General features: G+C 56.3%; 18 protein-coding genes. 16 read left to right on the top strand and 2 right to left on the bottom strand.

Annotation, left to right across the window (positions count from 1 at the left end; all coding sequences use genetic code 11):
* The first annotated feature begins 28 nt into the window (after window positions 1-28).
* From CE153_RS05240 to ychF, 3 genes are all read left to right on the top strand, one after another.
* Window positions 29-1,372 carry an alpha/beta fold hydrolase gene (locus tag CE153_RS05240; protein WP_099595406.1) on the top strand — a complete coding sequence of 448 codons (1,344 nt, stop codon included), beginning with the start codon at window positions 29-31 and terminating at the stop codon, window positions 1,370-1,372.
* Window positions 1,373-1,446: 74 nt separating this feature from the next.
* Entirely contained in the window at window positions 1,447-2,247 is an 801-nt protein-coding gene (gene proC, locus CE153_RS05235) for a pyrroline-5-carboxylate reductase (protein ID WP_099595405.1), read from the top strand.
* 17 nt (window positions 2,248-2,264) lie between these two features.
* Window positions 2,265-3,362, top strand: a complete 1,098-nt coding sequence (gene ychF, locus CE153_RS05230; protein ID WP_003836618.1) for a redox-regulated ATPase YchF — start codon at window positions 2,265-2,267, stop codon at window positions 3,360-3,362.
* Window positions 3,363-3,608: 246 nt separating this feature from the next.
* Here the strand turns inward: ychF and CE153_RS05220 are convergent, their stop codons facing one another.
* On the bottom strand, window positions 3,609-3,974 hold the full coding sequence (locus tag CE153_RS05220) for a YccF domain-containing protein (protein WP_025221493.1): 366 nt from the start codon (window positions 3,972-3,974) through the stop codon (window positions 3,609-3,611).
* A gap of 187 nt (window positions 3,975-4,161) precedes the next feature.
* On the opposite strand from CE153_RS05220, the gene CE153_RS09130 reads away from it, so the two are divergent.
* The 5 genes from CE153_RS09130 to CE153_RS05185 all read left to right on the top strand — a co-directional run bounded on the left by CE153_RS09130 (window position 4,162) and on the right by CE153_RS05185 (window position 9,390).
* Entirely contained in the window at window positions 4,162-4,347 is a 186-nt protein-coding gene (locus CE153_RS09130) for a hypothetical protein (RefSeq protein ID WP_180753416.1), read from the top strand.
* 230 nt (window positions 4,348-4,577) lie between these two features.
* A complete protein-coding gene (locus CE153_RS05210) occupies window positions 4,578-6,629 on the top strand; it encodes an MDR family MFS transporter (RefSeq protein WP_099595404.1) in 2,052 nt (683 codons plus the stop codon).
* A 417-nt stretch (window positions 6,630-7,046) separates the two neighbouring features.
* Window positions 7,047-7,286, top strand: coding sequence for a hypothetical protein (locus CE153_RS08850; RefSeq protein WP_180753426.1), 240 nt, complete (start codon window positions 7,047-7,049; stop codon window positions 7,284-7,286).
* A gap of 58 nt (window positions 7,287-7,344) precedes the next feature.
* Window positions 7,345-8,130, top strand: a complete 786-nt coding sequence (locus CE153_RS05190; RefSeq protein WP_099595403.1) for a hypothetical protein — start codon at window positions 7,345-7,347, stop codon at window positions 8,128-8,130.
* A 195-nt stretch (window positions 8,131-8,325) separates the two neighbouring features.
* On the top strand, window positions 8,326-9,390 hold the full coding sequence (locus CE153_RS05185) for a YeiH family protein (protein ID WP_099595537.1): 1,065 nt from the start codon (window positions 8,326-8,328) through the stop codon (window positions 9,388-9,390).
* 106 nt (window positions 9,391-9,496) lie between these two features.
* On the opposite strand, the gene CE153_RS05180 is transcribed toward CE153_RS05185, so the two are convergent.
* The gene (locus tag CE153_RS05180) at window positions 9,497-10,807 is read right to left on the bottom strand and encodes a Na+/H+ antiporter NhaC family protein (protein ID WP_236824475.1); all 1,311 of its coding nucleotides are present in this window, start codon (window positions 10,805-10,807) and stop codon (window positions 9,497-9,499) included.
* Window positions 10,808-11,057: 250 nt separating this feature from the next.
* Between CE153_RS05180 and CE153_RS05175 the strand changes: the two genes are divergently transcribed.
* The 8 genes from CE153_RS05175 to CE153_RS05140 all read left to right on the top strand — a co-directional run bounded on the left by CE153_RS05175 (window position 11,058) and on the right by CE153_RS05140 (window position 18,482).
* Window positions 11,058-11,975: a DUF362 domain-containing protein gene (locus CE153_RS05175; RefSeq protein WP_099595401.1), complete on the top strand. Its 918-nt coding sequence runs from the start codon at window positions 11,058-11,060 to the stop codon at window positions 11,973-11,975.
* Window positions 11,976-11,986: 11 nt separating this feature from the next.
* The gene (locus CE153_RS05170; RefSeq protein WP_099595400.1) at window positions 11,987-12,583 is read left to right on the top strand and encodes a uridine kinase family protein; all 597 of its coding nucleotides are present in this window, start codon (window positions 11,987-11,989) and stop codon (window positions 12,581-12,583) included.
* A gap of 37 nt (window positions 12,584-12,620) precedes the next feature.
* Window positions 12,621-13,211: an ECF transporter S component gene (locus tag CE153_RS05165; RefSeq protein WP_099595399.1), complete on the top strand. Its 591-nt coding sequence runs from the start codon at window positions 12,621-12,623 to the stop codon at window positions 13,209-13,211.
* A gap of 120 nt (window positions 13,212-13,331) precedes the next feature.
* Entirely contained in the window at window positions 13,332-14,171 is an 840-nt protein-coding gene (locus CE153_RS05160; RefSeq protein WP_099595398.1) for a sulfite exporter TauE/SafE family protein, read from the top strand.
* A gap of 74 nt (window positions 14,172-14,245) precedes the next feature.
* Window positions 14,246-14,992, top strand: a complete 747-nt coding sequence (locus tag CE153_RS05155) for a helix-turn-helix domain-containing protein (RefSeq protein WP_099595397.1) — start codon at window positions 14,246-14,248, stop codon at window positions 14,990-14,992.
* A gap of 224 nt (window positions 14,993-15,216) precedes the next feature.
* Window positions 15,217-16,029, top strand: a complete 813-nt coding sequence (locus tag CE153_RS05150) for a histidine phosphatase family protein (protein WP_099595396.1) — start codon at window positions 15,217-15,219, stop codon at window positions 16,027-16,029.
* A gap of 160 nt (window positions 16,030-16,189) precedes the next feature.
* A complete protein-coding gene (locus CE153_RS05145; protein ID WP_099595395.1) occupies window positions 16,190-17,479 on the top strand; it encodes a uracil-xanthine permease family protein in 1,290 nt (429 codons plus the stop codon).
* Window positions 17,480-17,771: 292 nt separating this feature from the next.
* On the top strand, window positions 17,772-18,482 hold the full coding sequence (locus tag CE153_RS05140) for an SDR family NAD(P)-dependent oxidoreductase (protein ID WP_099595394.1): 711 nt from the start codon (window positions 17,772-17,774) through the stop codon (window positions 18,480-18,482).
* Window positions 18,483-18,522: the final 40 nt, after the last annotated feature.

Raw genomic sequence — 18,522 nt, 5'->3', positions numbered from 1 at the left:
CCGATGACGCCAAAGGAAAGGTGAATGCATGACGTTGCTGAGCGAATACTACGTGCCCGGATTGCATATTGAGGATCGTTCCATCAAGGTGCCGTTGGATTGGGCGGGTCACGAGCCCGGTCATGGGTTCGATGGCGAATCGATCAGCCTGTTCTACCGTGTGGTCACCGCTCCCGAACATGTGCATGACGACCTGCCGTTGCTCGTGTTCCTGCAGGGTGGTCCCGGTGGTTCCGGTCCGCGTCCGCTCGGCCCAAGTTCCGATGGTTGGATCGAGGAAGCGATCAAGCATTTCCGCGTGGTGTTGCCGGATCAACGTGGTACGGGGCGTTCGTCTCGTGTCGACACGCATGTGATTGAGGGCATGGACGGCGACGGCAAGGCCGGTGCCGCGTTTTTGAAGCGTTTCCTCGCTGATTCGATCGTTCGTGATTTCGAGCATCTGCGTCGCACCGAATTCAGGGGCGCACGTTGGGTCACGCTTGGTCAAAGCTATGGCGGATTCCTGACGTTGACGTATCTTTCGCTGTTCCCGCAAGGAGTTATCGCCAGTTTCACCACGGGCGGCATTCCTCATGTTCCCGCCGATGCGACCGACGTGTACCGTCATACGTTCCCGCGCATGGCGGCAAAGACGAAGCAGTTCTACGAGCGTTACCCGATCGATATCGAACGTGTCGTGGCCGTCGCCGACATTCTGCAATCGCGCAAGGTCACATTGCCGAACGGCGATCCGCTCACGGTGGAACGCTTCCAATGCTTGGGATCCGATTTCGGTATGAAGCCAAGTTTCGAACGCGTGCATTGGATTCTTGACCAGGCATTCCTTGACGGCGACGGTTCGGCCTCGACCTCGGCGGAACTGTCTGACGAATTCCTATCTTCCGTGATGGAGGCGACCTCGTCTCGCCCACTGTATTGGCCGTTGCAGGAGTTCATCTACGCTAACGGCGAGCTGAAAACGCCGATTTGCTGGGCCGCCCAGCGCGTGCGCGGCGAGCATCCGGAATTCGCGGGTGACATTCGTCCGCTTAATTTCACCGGCGAGGCCATGTTCCCGTGGATGTTCGAGCAGGAACGTGCGTTGCGTCCGTTCAAACCAGCCATGGACGTGCTTATGGAAGACACGCATTTCGGCACGATCTACGATGCCGACCAGTTGGCGCGTAACGAGGTGCCGTTGCAGACCGCCGTCTATTTCGACGACATGTACGTCGACTCCGGTCTGCAATTTGATACGCTGTCCCGTGTGGGACGATCGCACTATTGGACCACCAACGAATTCGAGCACGACGGTGTACATGGTTCCGTGGTGTTCAAGCACCTGTTCGACGAGGCGTTGAACAGGGGAGACCTGGAAGAACTGTTCTGACATTCCCGAAATTCTCCGAAACCATCGCATCCAAAACAATTACGTCCATTAGAAAAGACGACAAGGAGGACACCATGTCCAATCCAACCATCGGATTCATCGGATACGGCAACATGGCGCAGGCGATCGCCGAAGGCCTGGTCAATGCCGGCACAATCAGCGGCAACGACATTGTGGCTTGTGCGGCACACTATGACAAGCTGAAATGTAACGCCGCCAAACTTGGTGTGAAAGCGGTGCATACCGCTGCACAAGTGGCCGAAGCCGCCGACGTGGTCGTTATCGCCATCAAACCGTATCAGATTGAAGCGGTGATTTCACCGATTGTTGATAAGCTGGCGCAGCCAAACACCATCGTCGTGTCCATTGCGGCAGGCTGGGATCTGAACAAATTCCGCGACCTGTTCGGAACGTCTTTCGAACAGGCACACATCCAATGCACCATTCCGAACACGCCGATGGCTGTCGGCAAAGGCGTGCTGGTCACGGAAATCGACAACACGCTCACGCAGGAACAGACGGAAACCTTCGAAAGCCTGTTTTCGTCAATCAGCCTGATTGAACGCGTGGACACCGCACACATGGGCATCGGCATGTGCATCGCCGGCTGCGCGCCGGCCTTCACCGACATGTACATCGAAGCATTGGGCGATGCCGGTGTGAAATATGGATTGCAGCGTGCCACCGCGTATCGTCTGGCCGCCAAAATGGTGGAAGGCGTGGGCGCGCTCTATTTGGCCAACGAAACGCATCCGGGTGCCATGAAAGACGCTGTCTGCTCTCCAGGGGGCACCACCATCAGGGGTGTCGCATCGTTGGAGGAAAGCGCGTTCCGTGGTGCCGTGATCAAAGCGGTCGACGCCATCGAAGCCTAATACTAAGCTAAGGAACCATGTCTCTTACTATCGGAATCGTCGGACTGCCGAACGTCGGCAAGTCCACCATGTTCAACGCATTGACCCGTAACAACGTGCTGGCGGAAAACTATCCGTTCGCCACTATCGAGCCGAATACTGGCATTGTGCCGTTGCCGGATGACCGCCTGCCGGTGCTCGCCAAGCTCGTGCACACGGAGAAGATCGTGCCGGCCACCGTCACGTTCGTCGACATCGCAGGCATCGTCAAAGGTGCTTCGGAAGGCGAAGGCCTGGGCAACAAGTTCCTCGCCAACATTCGCGAAGCCGATGCGATCTGCGAGGTCGTGCGTGCCTTCGAAGACGATGATATCGTGCACGTCAACGGCAAGGTCGATCCGTCCGACGACATTGAAACCATCAACACCGAGCTGATTCTCGCCGATCTGCAGACCATCGAGAACGCGCTGCCGAAGCTGGAGAAGGATCTGCGCGGCAAAAAAATCGAACCGGCCTACATGGAAGCCGTCAAGCAGGCGAAGACCATTCTCGAAGCCGGCGAAACCATTGATAAGGCGGCTCGCGAAGGCCGTTTCGACAAGGATTCCGTCTACGATCTGCACTTGATGAGCGCCAAGCCGTTCATCTACGTGTTCAACGTGGACGATGCCGAACTGCAGAACAAAGATATGCAGGCCAAGCTCGCCGCATCCGTGGCTCCGGCTCCGGCCATCTTCCTCAACGCGCAGTTCGAAGCCGATCTGACCGAACTTGATGAGGCGGACGCGCGCGAAATGCTCGCCGACGCCGGTCTTGAGGAGTCCGGCCTGGATCAGTTGGCGAGAGTTGGCTACGATACGCTTGGCCTTTCCACCTTCCTCACCGCAGGCGAGAAAGAAGTGCGCGCATGGCAGATTCACAAGGGCTATACCGCTCCGCAGGCTGCCGGCGTGATTCACACGGACTTCGAAAAGGGCTTCATCAAGGCCGATATCGTCTCCTACGACGATTTCGTGGCTGCCGAAGGCTCCATGGTTAAGATCAAGGAGGAAGGCAAGCTACGTCAGGAAGGCCGCGACTACGTGATGCAGGACGGCGATATCGTCGAATTCAAATTCAACGTCTCCAAAAAGTAAGTGTTTCTCTGGCTCCTCTCTTTGAGGGGAGCTGTCGCTACAAGCGACTGAGGAGCGGCACGGATAAGGCCTGAGAAGTCGTCTTCTCAGGCCTTTGTCATGACATTGTTCTGCAAGGACTGGCTGCTGCGGCAGCATAATGTGTGTTTTATTATTCGGCCTTGGCGGCTTGCTGGTCAATCCAATTGTTAACGTCGGTGACCGCCTCGTCAAGGGTTGCTTTGGCGGCTTTGTAGTATTTGGAATCTACAGGTTGACGATTTCCGCGCCGAACGGCCAGAGTGCGAGCTTGGCCATCTTGAACGATTGCAGTCCGAACGGAATACCGATAATGGTGATGCAGTTGAGTACGCCGGCTCCCAGATAGCCGAGCGCCATCCACCAGCCGACCAGCACCACCCACAGGATGTTGGCCAAGGCAGAGCCGACTCCGCCGCCGTATTGCACGGTTTTGCCAAACGGCGTCAGGGTGAGTCCCGCCATCTTGAACGCTTGAATGCCGAGCGGGATGCCGATGATGGAGATGCACAGAATCAGTCCCACCAATGCCCATCCGATTGCGATGGCCAATCCACCAAGAATGATCCACAGGATATTGCCGAGAACTCGCATGATTAGTCCCTTTCCGATTCCGGTCGATGCCTCGCATGTTCAGCTTCACTATTTTGCCAGACATCATGACGGAAACACGAGACGCAACCCTTAGCTCGCCCCTGATTCATCCCCGGACCGTTATTCAGGCGTAGCGTATGCGTAAGCCCAATCCTCTTGTGAAGATTTTGTGTATTGTTGAGCATGCGTGGGTTTCACCGTCTATTTGAATGATGATAGGCTTCTCGATACCTGCCATACGAAAACCCATCAAGGAGATGCCATGAACCTGTATCGCTACGCGATGTTCATCGCACGCGCCTGCCGTGGGTCGTTCATCGGCAATGTTCTGTTTGCCAATCCACAAATGGCCCTATTCTCGATGCTGGTGTAGCGGGGACACGCCTTATGCCGGGATGTACCGATGGCCCATCCGCAGTCGACGTCGCATGAATCGCTCACCATAGCCATCAACTTACGCAAAGCCGCGAATCGTTTGCCGTATATGAATGCGGAACGGATGGCGGCTTTTCCTTTACCCCGGACTCATCGGTGTCCTCGCGTCTTGACACAAGCATGGGGCCGGATCGCCCACACATGCCGTTACCAACAGAAGGAAATGCTGTGACCTCACAGAAAACCGCGGAACTCGGGTCCGCCGCCAGTTCCGTAAAGCCTATTGATCCGCACACCCGATTCATCGTCGTGGGTGTGATCGTCGTCGGCTCGTTCATCGCGCTGCTCAATCAGACCGTCATGTCACCGGCCTTGCCGGCACTGATGCGTGATTTCAATATCACCACCGGCACCGTGCAGTGGGTGACCAGCGTCTACATGCTGGCCTCGGGCATCATGGTGCCGATTTCAGGCTATCTGATTGATAAATTCTCCACCCGAAAGCTCTTCGCCGGAGCTCTTGCCACTTTCATGGTCGGCACACTGCTGTGTGCCGTCGCGCCGAATTTCATGCTGTTGCTCGTCGGACGCATACTGCAATCCGTCGGCTCCGGCGTGCTGTTGCCATTGGTCGCCGTAGTGCCGATGCTCGTCTATCCGCCGGATAAGCGCGGCACCGCCATGGGCATGGCCGGTATCGTCATGGCCGCCGGCCCGGCTATCGGCCCGGTTGTCGGTGGTCTGGTGATTGACAGTTTCGGATGGCGCCCGATGTTCATTGGCATCGCAGTCGTGGCACTGGTCATCCTTGTCGGAGGCACGATGATGCTCAAGAACGTCAGCGAGTTGAAGAACCCAAAGCTCAACATCCTGTCCGTGGTCCTTTCGACCATCGCGTTCGGTGGCCTGCTCTATGGCTTCTCGTCCGCTTCCACGATGGGATGGGCCAGTCCGGTCGTCATTACCTCAATCGTCGTTGGTCTTGTGGCCTTCGTCGCATTCGTATACAAGCAAGTCAAGCTCGATGAGCCATTGTTGCGCGTTGACACCCTTGCCACCCGCAACTTCCGCAACTCCGCGATTCTGGTCACTCTGATCAACGCCGCAGTCGCCGCAACCAACGTGACGTTGCCTATCTTCATCCAGAATGTGCTCGGCCAATCCGCCACCGTCACCGGCATGGTCATGCTGCCCGCCGCGGCGGTCGGCATCATCCTGAGTCCGGTCGCCGGTGCCGCATTCGACAAATTCGGCCCGCGCGGCGTGGGTATCGGTGGCCTTGCGCTCATGACCATCTCTCTTGGTCTTCTCGGTACCATCAGCACCAGGACATCAGTGCTGTTTGTCGCCGTGCTCTGCGCATTGCAGGCATCCGGTCAGGCTATCGCCAACATGCCGATCAACACTTGGGGCATCAACGCTTTGCCGAACGACATGATCGCCCATGGCAACGCCATCGCCAACACCGGCCGTCAGATCGCGGCAGCCATTGCGACCTCGCTTCTGGTCACCGCAGAAACATCCGTGACCGCCTCGCACATGTCCCAGGGTGTGAAGTCCGCCACGGCCAGCGGCATCGCGTTCTCCTACCTGCTGTGCGCCGCCATCTCGCTGGTCGCCCTGATCATCTGCATCTTCACCGTCACCAGCCGTGCCAAGGAGAAGGCCGCACGCAACGCCAAGGCCTACGAGGCGCAAGCCTCCGCCGAAGTCGCGGCCGAAACCACTGAAGGCCAGCCCGCCGAGCATCACTACGCCGGCGCATACGTGGCCCCCGCCGCCTCCCTGTTCAAGCAGGCCCAGGAACAGTCCATCGGCGGGATCATGGACGATCAGCCCTACAGCTGCCTGGACAGCGATGACATCACGCATGTGGTGCGCGAGTTCATCCGCCTCAACGTCTCCAGCCTTCCCGTGGTGAACGGCGAGGGCAGGCTCGTCGGCTTCGTCAGCGACGGCGATGTCATGAAATCGATTGCCACCTATGAATCCCGTACGGTTTCCACCGGCACCGGTTCGACGATGGTGGTGTTCGACGACGAAACCGTGGCCTCCAAGGTGCAGGCACTCTCCGGCAAGAAGGTGATGGACATCGCCACGCGTAAGGTCGTTGCCGCCACGCCCGACCAGCATGTTGGAGAGGTGGCCCGAATCCTCGCCAAGAAGCAGTTCAAGAAACTGCCGGTGGTGGATGGTGATGGCAGGCTCGTCGGTGTGATCCGCCGTAAGTCCGTGATGGAACATGCCTTCGACGCGCTGTTCCCAAAGGATGATCGGTGATTAGGCGCCATCATCGCTGAATAGAATGAATGGAACATGAGGCTTCCTTCTCGCAGGGAAGCCTCATTGCTTTGTCCGCGGAGTCTTACGGCACCTGCGCAAGGGCAACGTCACGCCTTCGTGATGCACTATTTAAATAGTGTGTTCCTATCGTTGCATGGTGACGCTAACGCATGGCGTCACGATACTGAAGCCTGCCATCTAACGGCGGGTACGGCTCGTTGCTGGAGTCGTGCACGCATACGCGCGTCGGCGTGCGTATGCCGTGATGTGACCTTTGTAGTGGAATTGAAGAATTGAGGGGCTTCTGCTGTTTTCGTGGGTTAGGTTCTTGGTTGTGGTAGGTGTATGTCGAGTCCGCCGCAGCGGAGCATGACGAGCGCGATGAGGCTGCTGACGTGGTGGAAGCCATAGGTCATGCGGATGGTGACCTTGATGCGGCTGTGGGGCTTCATCCGTGGAGCCAGCGTGATCATCATTTCGACGATCACGGCGCTGTGGCTGTTGCAAGGCATTCCCGTGGTCGCCGGCACAGGCGGATTCACGCACGTCGACGATGTGCATGAATCCGTGTATGGTATGCCGACCCGACCCCGCTTCGTTGGTGTGCGTGGGATGTCCATTCAGGTTTTTCCCATCTTCGGACTCGTAAAATAGGCGAGGTTAACAAGACGAAGAACGATGACATCCGTCGATTCGCAAGGGGTGGACGCATATGGATTATCAGTATCAGGCCGTTGAACAGCCTTCCAATCCCCGCAAAACCTGGCCGATTGTCCTTTCCGTGGTCGTGGCGCTCACTGTGGCATGCGGCGCAGGCGTGTACGTCTATCACGCCAAACAGCAAGAGGCGCTCGCATCATGCCGTCAATCCGTTGCGGAATTCAGTGCGGCACGTAAGGCGATTCTCGACACGTCCGACAATAGTAGCGAATTGCAGAAAGTGCTGCGCGATGTGCTTGGCGTCGACGATATTCTGGATGCGTTCGCGGACGCCGCGACCAGCGCCGAAGGCACCGTCGACGTGGAAGGATGCAAAGCCAACGCCACCATCACGCAGCTCAATCTCGTCTCCAAAACATTGGACAGCGCAACTGACTCCCTGAACGGCAGTCTGAAGACAATCGAAAAGAACCAGCAGTCGCAAAGCGGCGGCGATACCTCCGATGGCACGTCGAATTCAACGCAATCCAATGATGGGACGAGTCAAAACAAGTCAGACGACAATGCCGAATCGTTGGAAGACTCCAAACTTGCTTTGCAGGAATCGCTTGACAAGGCAAACGCGCTTATCGACAAACTCGGCAATGACGGCGATCTCACCCTTATCGGACGCAAACTGTTGAGCGCGCTATCCAAAGCCGTTGATGCGGGCCAGCAGCTGATCGACAATAGCGGCGTCAAAGAATCCAAGTATTACAAGGCCGCCAAAACCACGCTTGATGAAGCCATCGAAATGGCCGACAACTGGGTGAATCAACAAGCAGCCAAAGCGCAGTAAAACATTTTCCAAAGTACCGCGTGGCATTCGAAATCTCGTTTGCGCTTACCGTGCCGTCAGTATGCGGATTCGCGCTGATTTTCGCCGCAATCATCTTCTCCGAAGTGCAACTCCCACATCGCAGCAAATCGTAATGCCGAATATGTGAACTTGACTGTTGATTCCACGCTGTATCTGCTTTATTCTTGAATGCTTGTGAAAGAGTTTTGTGAGAAGTGGTGGAAACGTATCTCCACCAAAGAGATGGTATTCATCGGCATTGTGACGCTGGCCGCGTCCATTATCGCCTCATGGCTGAAGCAATTCCCTGGATTCAGCCTGTTCGGTGCGCTGATTATCGCACTGCTGATCGGCATGGTGCTGCAGTTTCCGATTCGCAAATGGTATTCCAGCCGTTCACCAGAGCATAAGGCCGGTGTGAAAGACGCAGCAGGACTGATCTCCAACAAGCTGCTCCGCCTGGGTATTATTCTGCTTGGATTCAAACTCAACCTGCAGGTGTTGTTCACGCAAGGCATCAAATGCTTGCCGATTGCCGCTGTTGTGGTGACGCTCACCATCGTCGTGTGCTACAACATCGCCCGTAAGCTCGGCGTTGACCCGCAACTGGCCATCCTCGTGGCAGGTGGCACCGGCATTTGTGGTGCCGCAGCCGTCATGGGACTTTCCGGATCCATCAAGGTTCCACCGGAACAGGAAGACGAGAAAGCCAACAATGAAGTGATGGCCGTGGCCATCATCGCCATCATGGGCACGATCTTTGCCCTCGTGGAAATCGCGCTCGGCCCTCTTACCGGACTGACCAACACCCAGCTGGGCATCACAGCCGGCGCGTCCCTGCACGAAATCGCACACGCAGTGGCGGCTGGTGACGCGTTCGGCGCGGTCGACATCGCCACCATCATGAAGCTGTCGCGAGTGCTTATGCTCGTTTTCGCAGCCATCATCATCGCCATCTGGTGGGATAAGAACCATTCGCAGATGCCTTCGGACGGCAAGCGCAAGATCTCATTCCCGTGGTTCATGCTCGGCTTCATCGGAGCGTCGATCATCGGCACGTTCGTGCCGTTCATCGCCACCATCACCCCGCAGCTGGTCGATTTCGCCTACATCGTGCTTGGCATGGCCATGGCCGCATTGGGCATCACCGTGAACTTCTCGGCACTCGCCAAGAAGGGGCAGAAGGCGTTCCTTGCCAGCCTCATCACTTCGATCCTGCTCATGTGCTTCGCAGCGGGAGTGGCAGCGCTGTTCTTCTAAAAATCTTCTACATATCTTTTAGATATCTTCCAAATACCGTTGTGCCGTGCGCTGGGATAATCAGTGCACGGCACATTTTTTTATTTGCATTAAAAGTAATCTGGTATTAATCCGAAACTTTGCGACGATCCGCAATCAAGGTACGAACCAGCGAACAAATCGGCAGCAAATACAGAAAACAGCTCAACAACAGACTTTCCGTAGGAGCCCCAACCGAAGCAAGCGGCACCGCGCCGGCAATCGACCATGGAATCAATGGAGCCACCACAACGGCGGTATCCTCCAAATTAATAACCTTGCGCCGCTCGTCGTTTTCCAAATTGCCGCACAACTGATCAGTCAACATAATCGACAATGTCTGATTACAGGCAACCGCGCTCGCAACCACAGACGTGACCAAAGTCGCACCAAACACGCTGATGTGCTCCGCCATCGAAGCGATAAGCCGATGCGTGCCATCCAATAACCCCGTTTCCTGGAAAATACCGGAATACGACGAGGAAATGCAGACGATCAGTATCACCTTGATCATCGAAACAATGCCGCCACCGTCAATCAACGACGCCACCTGAGCGTTCGAACAATGAAAACCGAACACCAAAGCACGGCCAATCTCCAGCCAATCCATATGCTGCACCAGCACGCAAACCGGCAATGCGGTAAGAATGCTCGCGCCCATCGTAATACGCACATCCACTCGGGCGATCGCAAGCACCACAAGCACCAACGCGGGAATAACGGTAACCCAATGAAGATCGAACGCGCTTGAGAACAATCCCGTGATGTCAATGGAACCTGCGGAAGGATGCGTGCACAAAGCCAACACAGCATAAATCGCACACGTGATGATGAACGGAACAATAGATGTTTTCAACATCAGTACGATATTGTCGAAAATATTCGTATGTGTGAGTGTTTTGACTAATTGCGCGCTGGTGGAAACAGGGGAGCAGCGGTCGCCGAAATAGACGCCCGACAGAATCGCACCGCCGAGGAATACGGGCGAAACCTGCATGGACGTGCCGAGCGTCATGGTGATGACGCCCATGGTGGCGGCCGACGCGAATGATGAGCCGGTCAACAGCGACATGAGGCAGTTGAGCAGGAAGGCGAGCAGAATCACCACATGCGGACGCACTAGGCTGGAAGTGTTCGCCACGATGAACGGCACGGTGCCGGCGGCGCGCCATAGCGTGGTCAGCAGACCAATCAGCACGAACGTCACCACCACAATGCTTGCGGCGCGTACGGAGGCGAATCCTTTGGAAAGCATGGTTGTAAACCTGTGACCAGTGAGTTTTCCGTGGATGAGGAACATGACCACGCCGGCCAGCAGTGCGGGAACGATGGATATGTTGGTTATGATGCAGGCGATCAAAGCCGCACAGAACAGTGCCATCGTAACAAGTTCCGCCATGATGTTCCTTTCTTTAATGATTATCGCGCGGTACGTCAACGCCTTCGACATTCTTTTGGCGAATCGTGAGAACTCGGTAAGCGTAGCAGTCAACATGTAAACGCAATGAGTTCGGGTTAAGACATGGACATGGTCTTGCGCTGTTCCGATGGAATGGTTGAAATGACAGGAGTGTCGGTTTGGTTAAACCAAACTTGAGCTTGATAATCTGAAATCGGTTATGCTGAAGTGAGCAGAATCGAGGAGGATTATGACTGATTTCGATATTGCGAAAGCGCAGGAATTGGAGCATCGTACAGATGATGCGTCGGCTCCCGAGGTGTTCTTCACTCCCGTGATTACGCCGGAAAGCCTGGTTGTCGCGTACCATGCGTTGGGAGCCAAGACGGAAGGTAAGGTCGCCATCAAAATCCATTCCGGAGAATCCGAAAAATCCAATAATCTGAATCCTGCGCTGGTCAAGGATTTGGTGCAGGAGATTGGTGGAACATTGGTTGAATGCGCCACGGCATATGACGGCAATCGCGAGACGCCTGAGAAAAGCCTTGCCGTGTTCAAGGAACGTGGATACGCGGATATCGCACCGATCCAAATCATGGACATGGGCGGTGAAATCGAAATTCCGGTAGCCAAGCACCGTCATATCGCTTATGACATCGTCGGCAAGCATATCGACGACTATGATTCCATTTTCGTGCTCTCGCATTTCAAGGGGCATCCGATGGGCGGCTTCGGTGGCGCGCTCAAAAACGTGTCCATCGGCATCGCATCGTCGAACGGCAAACGCTGGATCCATTCCGCGGGCGTGGCCACCGACCGCTGGGTGGAAGCCGACCAAGATGACTTCCTCGAATCGATGGCTGAAGCCGACGAAGCAGTGATCAGCCACATGCATGGCAACATGATGTATCTGAACGTCATGAACCGCCTGTCCGTGGACTGCGACTGCTTCCCCACCCCATCCGAACCGGACATGCACGATATCGGCGTGTTGTCATCGCTTGACCCGGTGGCGCTCGATCAGGCATGCGTGGACCTTATCCACGTTGCCCCCGACGGAGCTTCCGTCACCGAACGCATCGCTTCCCGCCACGGCGAACACACGCTCGAATACGCCGAAGAGCTCGGCATCGGTTCACGCTCGTACCGGCTGACCGTGCTCGGCTGACAGTGTCCGCAATGACCACGAAACCAGCGGGAACCGGTGGTGTCGCAATCGCCCATATCGAAGCGCTGCTTGCCGAACGCGACCATGTGTTCGTTGCCATAGACGGGCCGTGCGCATCCGGCAAAACCACGCTCGCCGCAACCGTCAACAAGCGTTTCGGCGGCAACGTGCTGCATATGGACGATTTTTTTCTACGTCCCGAGCAGCGCACGACGGAACGATTCGCGCAGCCCGGCGGGAACGTGGACCGCGAACGGTTCGAAATGGAAGTATTGGCGCCGCTTCTCGCCGGAAAAACCGCGCAATACCGTCCATGGGATTGTCGTGCGGGCGATTTTGCGGCCTCTCGTACCGTCGAACCGGCACGTCTGACCATCGTGGAAGGCAGCTACAGCATGCATCCCGATCTGCGCGGGTACTACGATTGCATGATCTGCCTTGCGATTACGCCTGCTGAGCAACTGCGTCGGCTCGAGCAACGTAATCCGCGCATGCTGCGACGATTCGTCGATGAGTGGATTCCGTTGGAAAACCGTTATTTCGAAGAGACCGGAACCGAATCGGCTGCCGACATGATTGTCGACACTGCATCGCCGGATAACGTATGACGACCATTGAAGAGAAGAAAACAAAAGGAGAATGAATATGTCTGATTCCGCAACCATGTCCGTGCGCGCCTTGCGTCGTGCCGACCTGCCGAAGCTGAGCCTGAGCATCAAAGCCGCGGCCACTGTGCTGGCCATTGTGGCCGCGGTAGCATTGCCGCAGCTGTTCCATGTCATCGGTGCCGTTTCCGGGCAGGGCACCATGCTTGGCGTCGCGTTCCTGCCGATGCATCTGCCGATCATCTTCGTCGGCCTGATCGCCGGTCCTGCCGCTGGCGCCATCGCCGGAGCCGCCGCGCCGCTCGCCAGCTTCCTGCTGTCCGGCATGCCGATGCTGGCGATGCTGCCGCTGATGATGGTGGAATTGTTCGCGTATGGTCTTGTGGCCGGTCTGTTGCGTGAGGTCAAGCTGCCGAGTCTGGTGAAGGTGGTCATCGTCCAGCTGGCCGGCCGTGTGGTGCTGACCGCAGCCACTGCGATCGCTGTGTTCGCGTTCGGCTCAAGCAAGACGGTCGCCGCAACATGGACGAGCGACCTGGCCGCCGGTCTGCCGGGACTCGCCTTACAGTGGGCTCTGATCCCGCTCGCCGCCTACTGGACCGAGTCGCTGATCGCCAAGCGCAATCACTGAACAACGATAGTCCAAACGCGGCAGTCAGCCACGTTCTGAACAAAACAGGTATTTTCGGGAGCCAAGCCATTACGCTTGGCTCCCGTTGTCATATCAGTCGGGGAATCGGGAGTAACGGCCATGATCGCGGGAGTGTCCATCACCACATTGCTGCTGGTGCTCGCAGCCGGCGTCGGTGCAGGATTCGTTGGATACGCGGTCGGCGCATCCTCTCTGATCTCCTATCCGGCGTTGCTGGCGTTCGGCATTCCGCCTGTGCTGTCCAACACCACGAACACGGTGGGCGTGTGCGGTACGGGCATCGGCGGACTGCTTTCCGCCCGAAAGGAGCTTAAAGGCCAAGGCACGCGCGTGGCCGTCTATGCCTGCATCGGATTGGTCGGCGGCATCATCGGCGGGCTGTTGCTGTTGGAACTGCCGGCGAAGGTCTTCGAATTCGCGGTACCGCCGCTTATCCTGTTCAGCGCGATCATCATCGCGCTCAACCCACGGAAGAAGGCGGCCGCGCGCGACGCCGTGGCGCAGGCGCTGCCGCAATCGCATCAAGGCGAACTAGCCACGCGGATCGCCAGCAAAACCGCAAGCGGCACGTTGCGCAACGATCCGTGGTGGCTGTGGGTCGGCGTGAGTTTCGTCGGCGTCTATTCCGGCTATTTCGGCGCGGCAGCGGGCACGCTTGCCTTGGCGATCCTGGATTTGGGTAAGATCGGCCCGTTCCATCAGATCAACGCGTTGAAAACCGTGGTTGGCTTCGGTGCGAACATTTCCGCCGCAATCATGTTCATCATTCGTGGATCCGTGTATTGGCCGTTCGCCATCATGATGTGCCTCGGCTGTACCATCGGCAGTGCGATCGCACCGCCCGTCACCCGCCATATTCCGGAGAACATCATGCGTGCCGCCGCCGTGCTGACCGGCATCATCCTTGCCGTCAAACTCGGCTGGTCCACCTACTTCTAAGCAAAATAGATCGGTTTTTGTGTGCAATGGCGATATCCTTGAAAGAAAGATAGGTACAAAACGGCAGGGGAATAATGGCGATTGTCGATGAGGCGAAACTGGGGTACCTGGACTTTCTTTCGCGTGAGGATCGGGTACGCCACCATCGCTACGTTGAGGAAATGAAACAGTATGACATGATGCGCGCCGGCGACGTCAATGCCATTTCGGAAAGCGCGAAACTGTGGGATTCTGGACTATACGGCCATCTGTCGGACGATCCACTCAAAAACGCGAAATACCGTTTCGTTACCACCATTACCTTGGCCACGCGTTTCGCCATCGAAGGTGGCATGGACGAGGAAGACGCCTACAACGCTTCCGATCTGTACATTCAGGATCTTGACAATTGCAAGACTCCGGAAGACGTGCGCCGACTGCACACCGACATGATGACCTTCTTTACTTGGGCCATGGCCGACATGCAGAAAACCGACACCCATTCCAAAGCCGTCAACGAATGCATGGACTACATCCACTACCATCTGCATGAGAAAATCACCGTCGCGATTCTGGCACAGCACGTGCATTTGAATCCCACGTATCTGTCGGAACTGTTCGCACGCGAAACGGGAACGTCATTGTCGCAATACATTACCGACAAACGTATGGAAGCCGCCGAAAACATGCTGAAATATTCGGAATACAGCTTCAATGAGATCGCGCAGATCCTCGCATACCGGTCGCAAAGCCATTTCACGAAAGTCTTCAAGAAACATAGCGGCATGACGCCGGGGGAGTATCGCAAAAAATACTCGCAAACCGGCATTTGGCCGGAATAAACGGTTGATCGGTCGTGATTACGTCTGCATTGTCTCGTTGCATGTGGCGCAAGTGAATCGCAAGTAACCTGAACGCGAATTTCCGTGCACAAATCGCATAAATCAGCGTGCTTTGATGTGCGAAATCCTTGCAAATCAGCTACGGTGGAAACAATTCGATGACGATACGCGCGGATAGCGAATTACGAAGCGCGTGAGGTAAGTAGAAAAAGGAAAGAAATATTATGGGAATGCCCCTTGATTTGTATGTGATTCGACATGGCGAATCCGAAGCGAACGTGATTATCAGTGCCGGTGAACAAGGTGACAACTCGCTGTATACGCAGGACAACGTCACCGTGCCCGACCGTTCGTGGAGGCTTACGGCCACCGGCCGCAAGCAGGCGGATTGCATCGGCCGCTGGCTGGTCTCGCAGCAGCCGTTGTTCGACCGTTACCTCGTCTCGCCGTACGTGCGCACGCGTGAGACGGCTGCCACGATGGCCCTGCCTAAGGCGAAATGGGAGGAGACACGCGTGCTGCGCGAACGCTCCTGGGGTGAGATCAATACCATCACGAAAGACGATTTCAAAACCAATTACGCGCGCAACTGGATGTTCAAGAACACTGATCCGCTGTATTGGCGTCCGCCGGCGGGCGAATCGATCGCCGATGTGGCCGAAAACCGCGTGCATAATCTGCTCACGTCCCTGAACCGCAAGTCGGACGCAGAATCCGTGGTGATGGTCAGTCACGGCGACCTCATGCTGGCGCTTATGCTCACTTTGGAGGACCTGTCCGACGAGGAATTCATGCACCGTGCGGCGTCCGACGAATGGAAGATCACTAATTGTACGTGCTTCCATTATTCGCGCCGTGATCCGGCGACCGGGCGTACGTATAAGCGGTTCCGTTGGGAACAGACCGCGCGGCCGGTATTCGATGAGGCGGAAAATCGTTGGGTGGTGAAGGTCGAAGATTGGCGTGAATTCAAGCGTCCAGTGCTGTCGAATGGCGATTTGGTGGACGTTGTTCATGCGGTTGACCGTCACCTGTGATGTGTGTTGGTCTGTTGATTGCATGATCGGATTGGCTGATATCGACGATTGATGCCCCCATCTTGCGTGCGCAACGCGCCCGTGTCCACGCCCCACTACAATGGCTGTGACACGCGGCGCGTTTTTGCTTGCCGCGCAAGAGAGTTAAGGAGACAATCGCATGTCCAATCTGTTCACGTGGCAGGTCCACGGTGACGGCAAGACGCTGAAGCCGGGCGAAGTCGTTGAGCCTGACGAGCGCCTGACGTGGCCGCGCACCGCCGAAATCGGTGCGCAGCACGTCATCGCCATGTTCGGCGCCACGTTCCTGGTGCCGATTCTGACTGGTTTCGACCCGTCCACCACCTTGTTCTTCACGGCCATGTCGACCGCACTGTTCCTGCTGATCAACAAGAACGTGCTGCCGAGCTACTTGGGTTCGTCCTTCGGCTTCATCGCCCCGATCACCGCCGTCACCACGGCGAACAAGGGCATTGCCGTCGCATCCTTCGGCATTCTCGTCACCGGTTTGCTGCTGGCTCTGATCGGTGTGCTCGTGCACTTCGCGGGCGCCAAGTGGATTGACATCATCATGCCGCCGGTGGTCAACGGTGCAATCGTGGCCATCATCGGTTTCAATCTGGCTCCGAGCGTGTGGAACAACTTCCAGGTCGCTCCCGATACCGCTATCGTGACTTTGGCTGCCGTGCTGCTGGTAGCAGTGCTGTTCAAGGGTCTGCTTGGCCGACTCAACATTCTGATCGGTGTGATCATCGGTTACGCATACGCTTGCATTCGTGGCCAGGTTGACTTCTCCGCCATCGGCAAGGCTGCTTGGGTTGGTCTGCCGACTTTCCACCTGCCGCAGGTTGATTTCACGATTCTGCCGATGTTCGTTCCGGTGGTGCTCGTGCTCGTTGCCGAAAACGTCGGCCACGTCAAGTCCGTTTCCCAGATGACCGGCCGCGATTATGACGACCAGATCGGCACCGCCCTGTTCGCCGACGGTCTTGGCACCACCATCGCCGGTTTCGGCGGCGGTTCCGGCACCACCACGTACGGTGAGAACATCGGCGTGATGGCAGCCACCAAGGTGTATTCCACCGCAGCCTACTGGTGTGCGGCTGGTTTCGCACTGCTGCTGAGCCTGTGTCCGAAGTTCGGTGCCATCATCAACACGATTCCGGCTGGCGTGCTCGGTGGCGTGACCACCCTGCTGTACGGCATGATCGGCATGGTCGGCATCCGTATTTGGGTTGAGAACAAGGTCAACTTCGACAAGCCGCTGAACATCATGGTTGCCGCAATCACCATGATCATCGCCATCGGACAGTTCGCGTTCGCGTTCAATGGCATTTCCTTCAACGGCATCGCCATCGGCACCATCGTGATCCTCGTCTCCTACCACGGCTTGAAGGCCATCGGCAAGGCCACCGGCACGATCGACAAGAGCGACCCTGACATCCTGTAATGCAAAGGTTTTTGTGTGCTAGAGCCTGAATAAACACGGGGTATGAGACGGCCGTCGACTTGTTGTCGGTGGCCGTCTTTTGCATCTACGGAGAAGGGATTAATGAGATTTGCGATGAGTTTCTGTGCGGGACATACGAATCTGAAGAATGAGCTCAAAGTTCTTGCTCTGCTTGTCTGGTGCTTTCGAGTGTGGTTTTAAGAACGTCAATCGTTTGACTTCATGTGGGGCTGAACGGTTATGATGGTGCAAAAAGGGGCTATGTTCTTTTTTGAATGAAGGAGTTCGTCATATGAGTACCGCAGCAGGAAAGAAAATCGCTATCGTCACCGGTTCCGCGCTTGGATTGGGGTACGAGCTGACTCGACAGCTGATCGCCAAAGGATGGTTCGTTGCTGGTATTGATTTCAATGGCGCACGCCAGGCGGAGTTGTCGAAGACTTTTGCTGCCGACGAATACAGAGCTTTTGTGGGCGATATTTCCGACGAATCGTTCGTGAAGGACTCTGTTGCCGCAATCTCGAAAATCGGTCATATCGATTTGCTGATCAACAATGCCGGCCAGCCTTCGTTCAAAGTCCCGACCGCATACGAGGCGGCCGATGTGGACAAGTGTCTGAAGGGCCTGAAAGGCATGGTGTTGTGGAGCGTGGAAACACTGAAAGCGGATGGTGAGCAGGATCTCAAAATCGCCAACGTCATGTCTACTGCGGCAACGCGAGGTAATCCCAACGAATCCGTGTACTGCGCCACCAAGTGGGGCGAGAAGGGCTACACCAAGAGTTTGCAGGCCGCATACAAGGGGACCAGTGTGAAAATCGTGGGTGTCTATCCAGGTGGCATCGACACCCCGTTCTACCGTGACAGCCATGACTACGTTTCGGAAGAAAAGCAGCATACCTTCATGCGTGCCAACCAACTGGCCGAAGTGATTCTGTTCAATCTGGTCAACGAAGCGAATCTGACCGTCACCGATATCGAAATCAACCGCAATCCGGCGTGAATATAACGGATATGAAGGATTGAAGGAACGTAAGAAAAAG

The sequence above is a fragment of the Bifidobacterium sp. N4G05 genome, from assembly GCF_002742445.1.
Lineage (GTDB): Bacteria > Actinomycetota > Actinomycetes > Actinomycetales > Bifidobacteriaceae > Bifidobacterium > Bifidobacterium hominis.
The sequence above is the reverse complement of the archived record's forward strand: the minus strand, read 5'-3'. Positions and strand labels throughout refer to the sequence as shown.

Bases quoted from the DNA above. Each gene is read 5' to 3' on its own strand.
- CE153_RS05240 (WP_099595406.1), top strand. From the start codon at position 29: ATGACGTTGCTGAGCGAATACTACGTGCCCGGATTGCATATTGAGGAT.
- proC (WP_099595405.1), top strand. From the start codon at position 1,447: ATGTCCAATCCAACCATCGGATTCATCGGATACGGCAACATGGCGCAG.
- ychF (WP_003836618.1), top strand. From the start codon at position 2,265: ATGTCTCTTACTATCGGAATCGTCGGACTGCCGAACGTCGGCAAGTCC.
- CE153_RS05220 (WP_025221493.1), bottom strand. From the start codon at position 3,974: ATGCGAGTTCTCGGCAATATCCTGTGGATCATTCTTGGTGGATTGGCC.
- CE153_RS08850 (WP_180753426.1), top strand. From the start codon at position 7,047: ATGCGGATGGTGACCTTGATGCGGCTGTGGGGCTTCATCCGTGGAGCC.
- CE153_RS05190 (WP_099595403.1), top strand. From the start codon at position 7,345: ATGGATTATCAGTATCAGGCCGTTGAACAGCCTTCCAATCCCCGCAAA.
- CE153_RS05180 (WP_236824475.1), bottom strand. From the start codon at position 10,807: ATGGCGGAACTTGTTACGATGGCACTGTTCTGTGCGGCTTTGATCGCC.
- CE153_RS05175 (WP_099595401.1), top strand. From the start codon at position 11,058: ATGACTGATTTCGATATTGCGAAAGCGCAGGAATTGGAGCATCGTACA.
- CE153_RS05170 (WP_099595400.1), top strand. From the start codon at position 11,987: ATGACCACGAAACCAGCGGGAACCGGTGGTGTCGCAATCGCCCATATC.
- CE153_RS05165 (WP_099595399.1), top strand. From the start codon at position 12,621: ATGTCTGATTCCGCAACCATGTCCGTGCGCGCCTTGCGTCGTGCCGAC.
- CE153_RS05160 (WP_099595398.1), top strand. From the start codon at position 13,332: ATGATCGCGGGAGTGTCCATCACCACATTGCTGCTGGTGCTCGCAGCC.
- CE153_RS05155 (WP_099595397.1), top strand. From the start codon at position 14,246: ATGGCGATTGTCGATGAGGCGAAACTGGGGTACCTGGACTTTCTTTCG.
- CE153_RS05150 (WP_099595396.1), top strand. From the start codon at position 15,217: ATGGGAATGCCCCTTGATTTGTATGTGATTCGACATGGCGAATCCGAA.
- CE153_RS05145 (WP_099595395.1), top strand. From the start codon at position 16,190: ATGTCCAATCTGTTCACGTGGCAGGTCCACGGTGACGGCAAGACGCTG.
- CE153_RS05140 (WP_099595394.1), top strand. From the start codon at position 17,772: ATGAGTACCGCAGCAGGAAAGAAAATCGCTATCGTCACCGGTTCCGCG.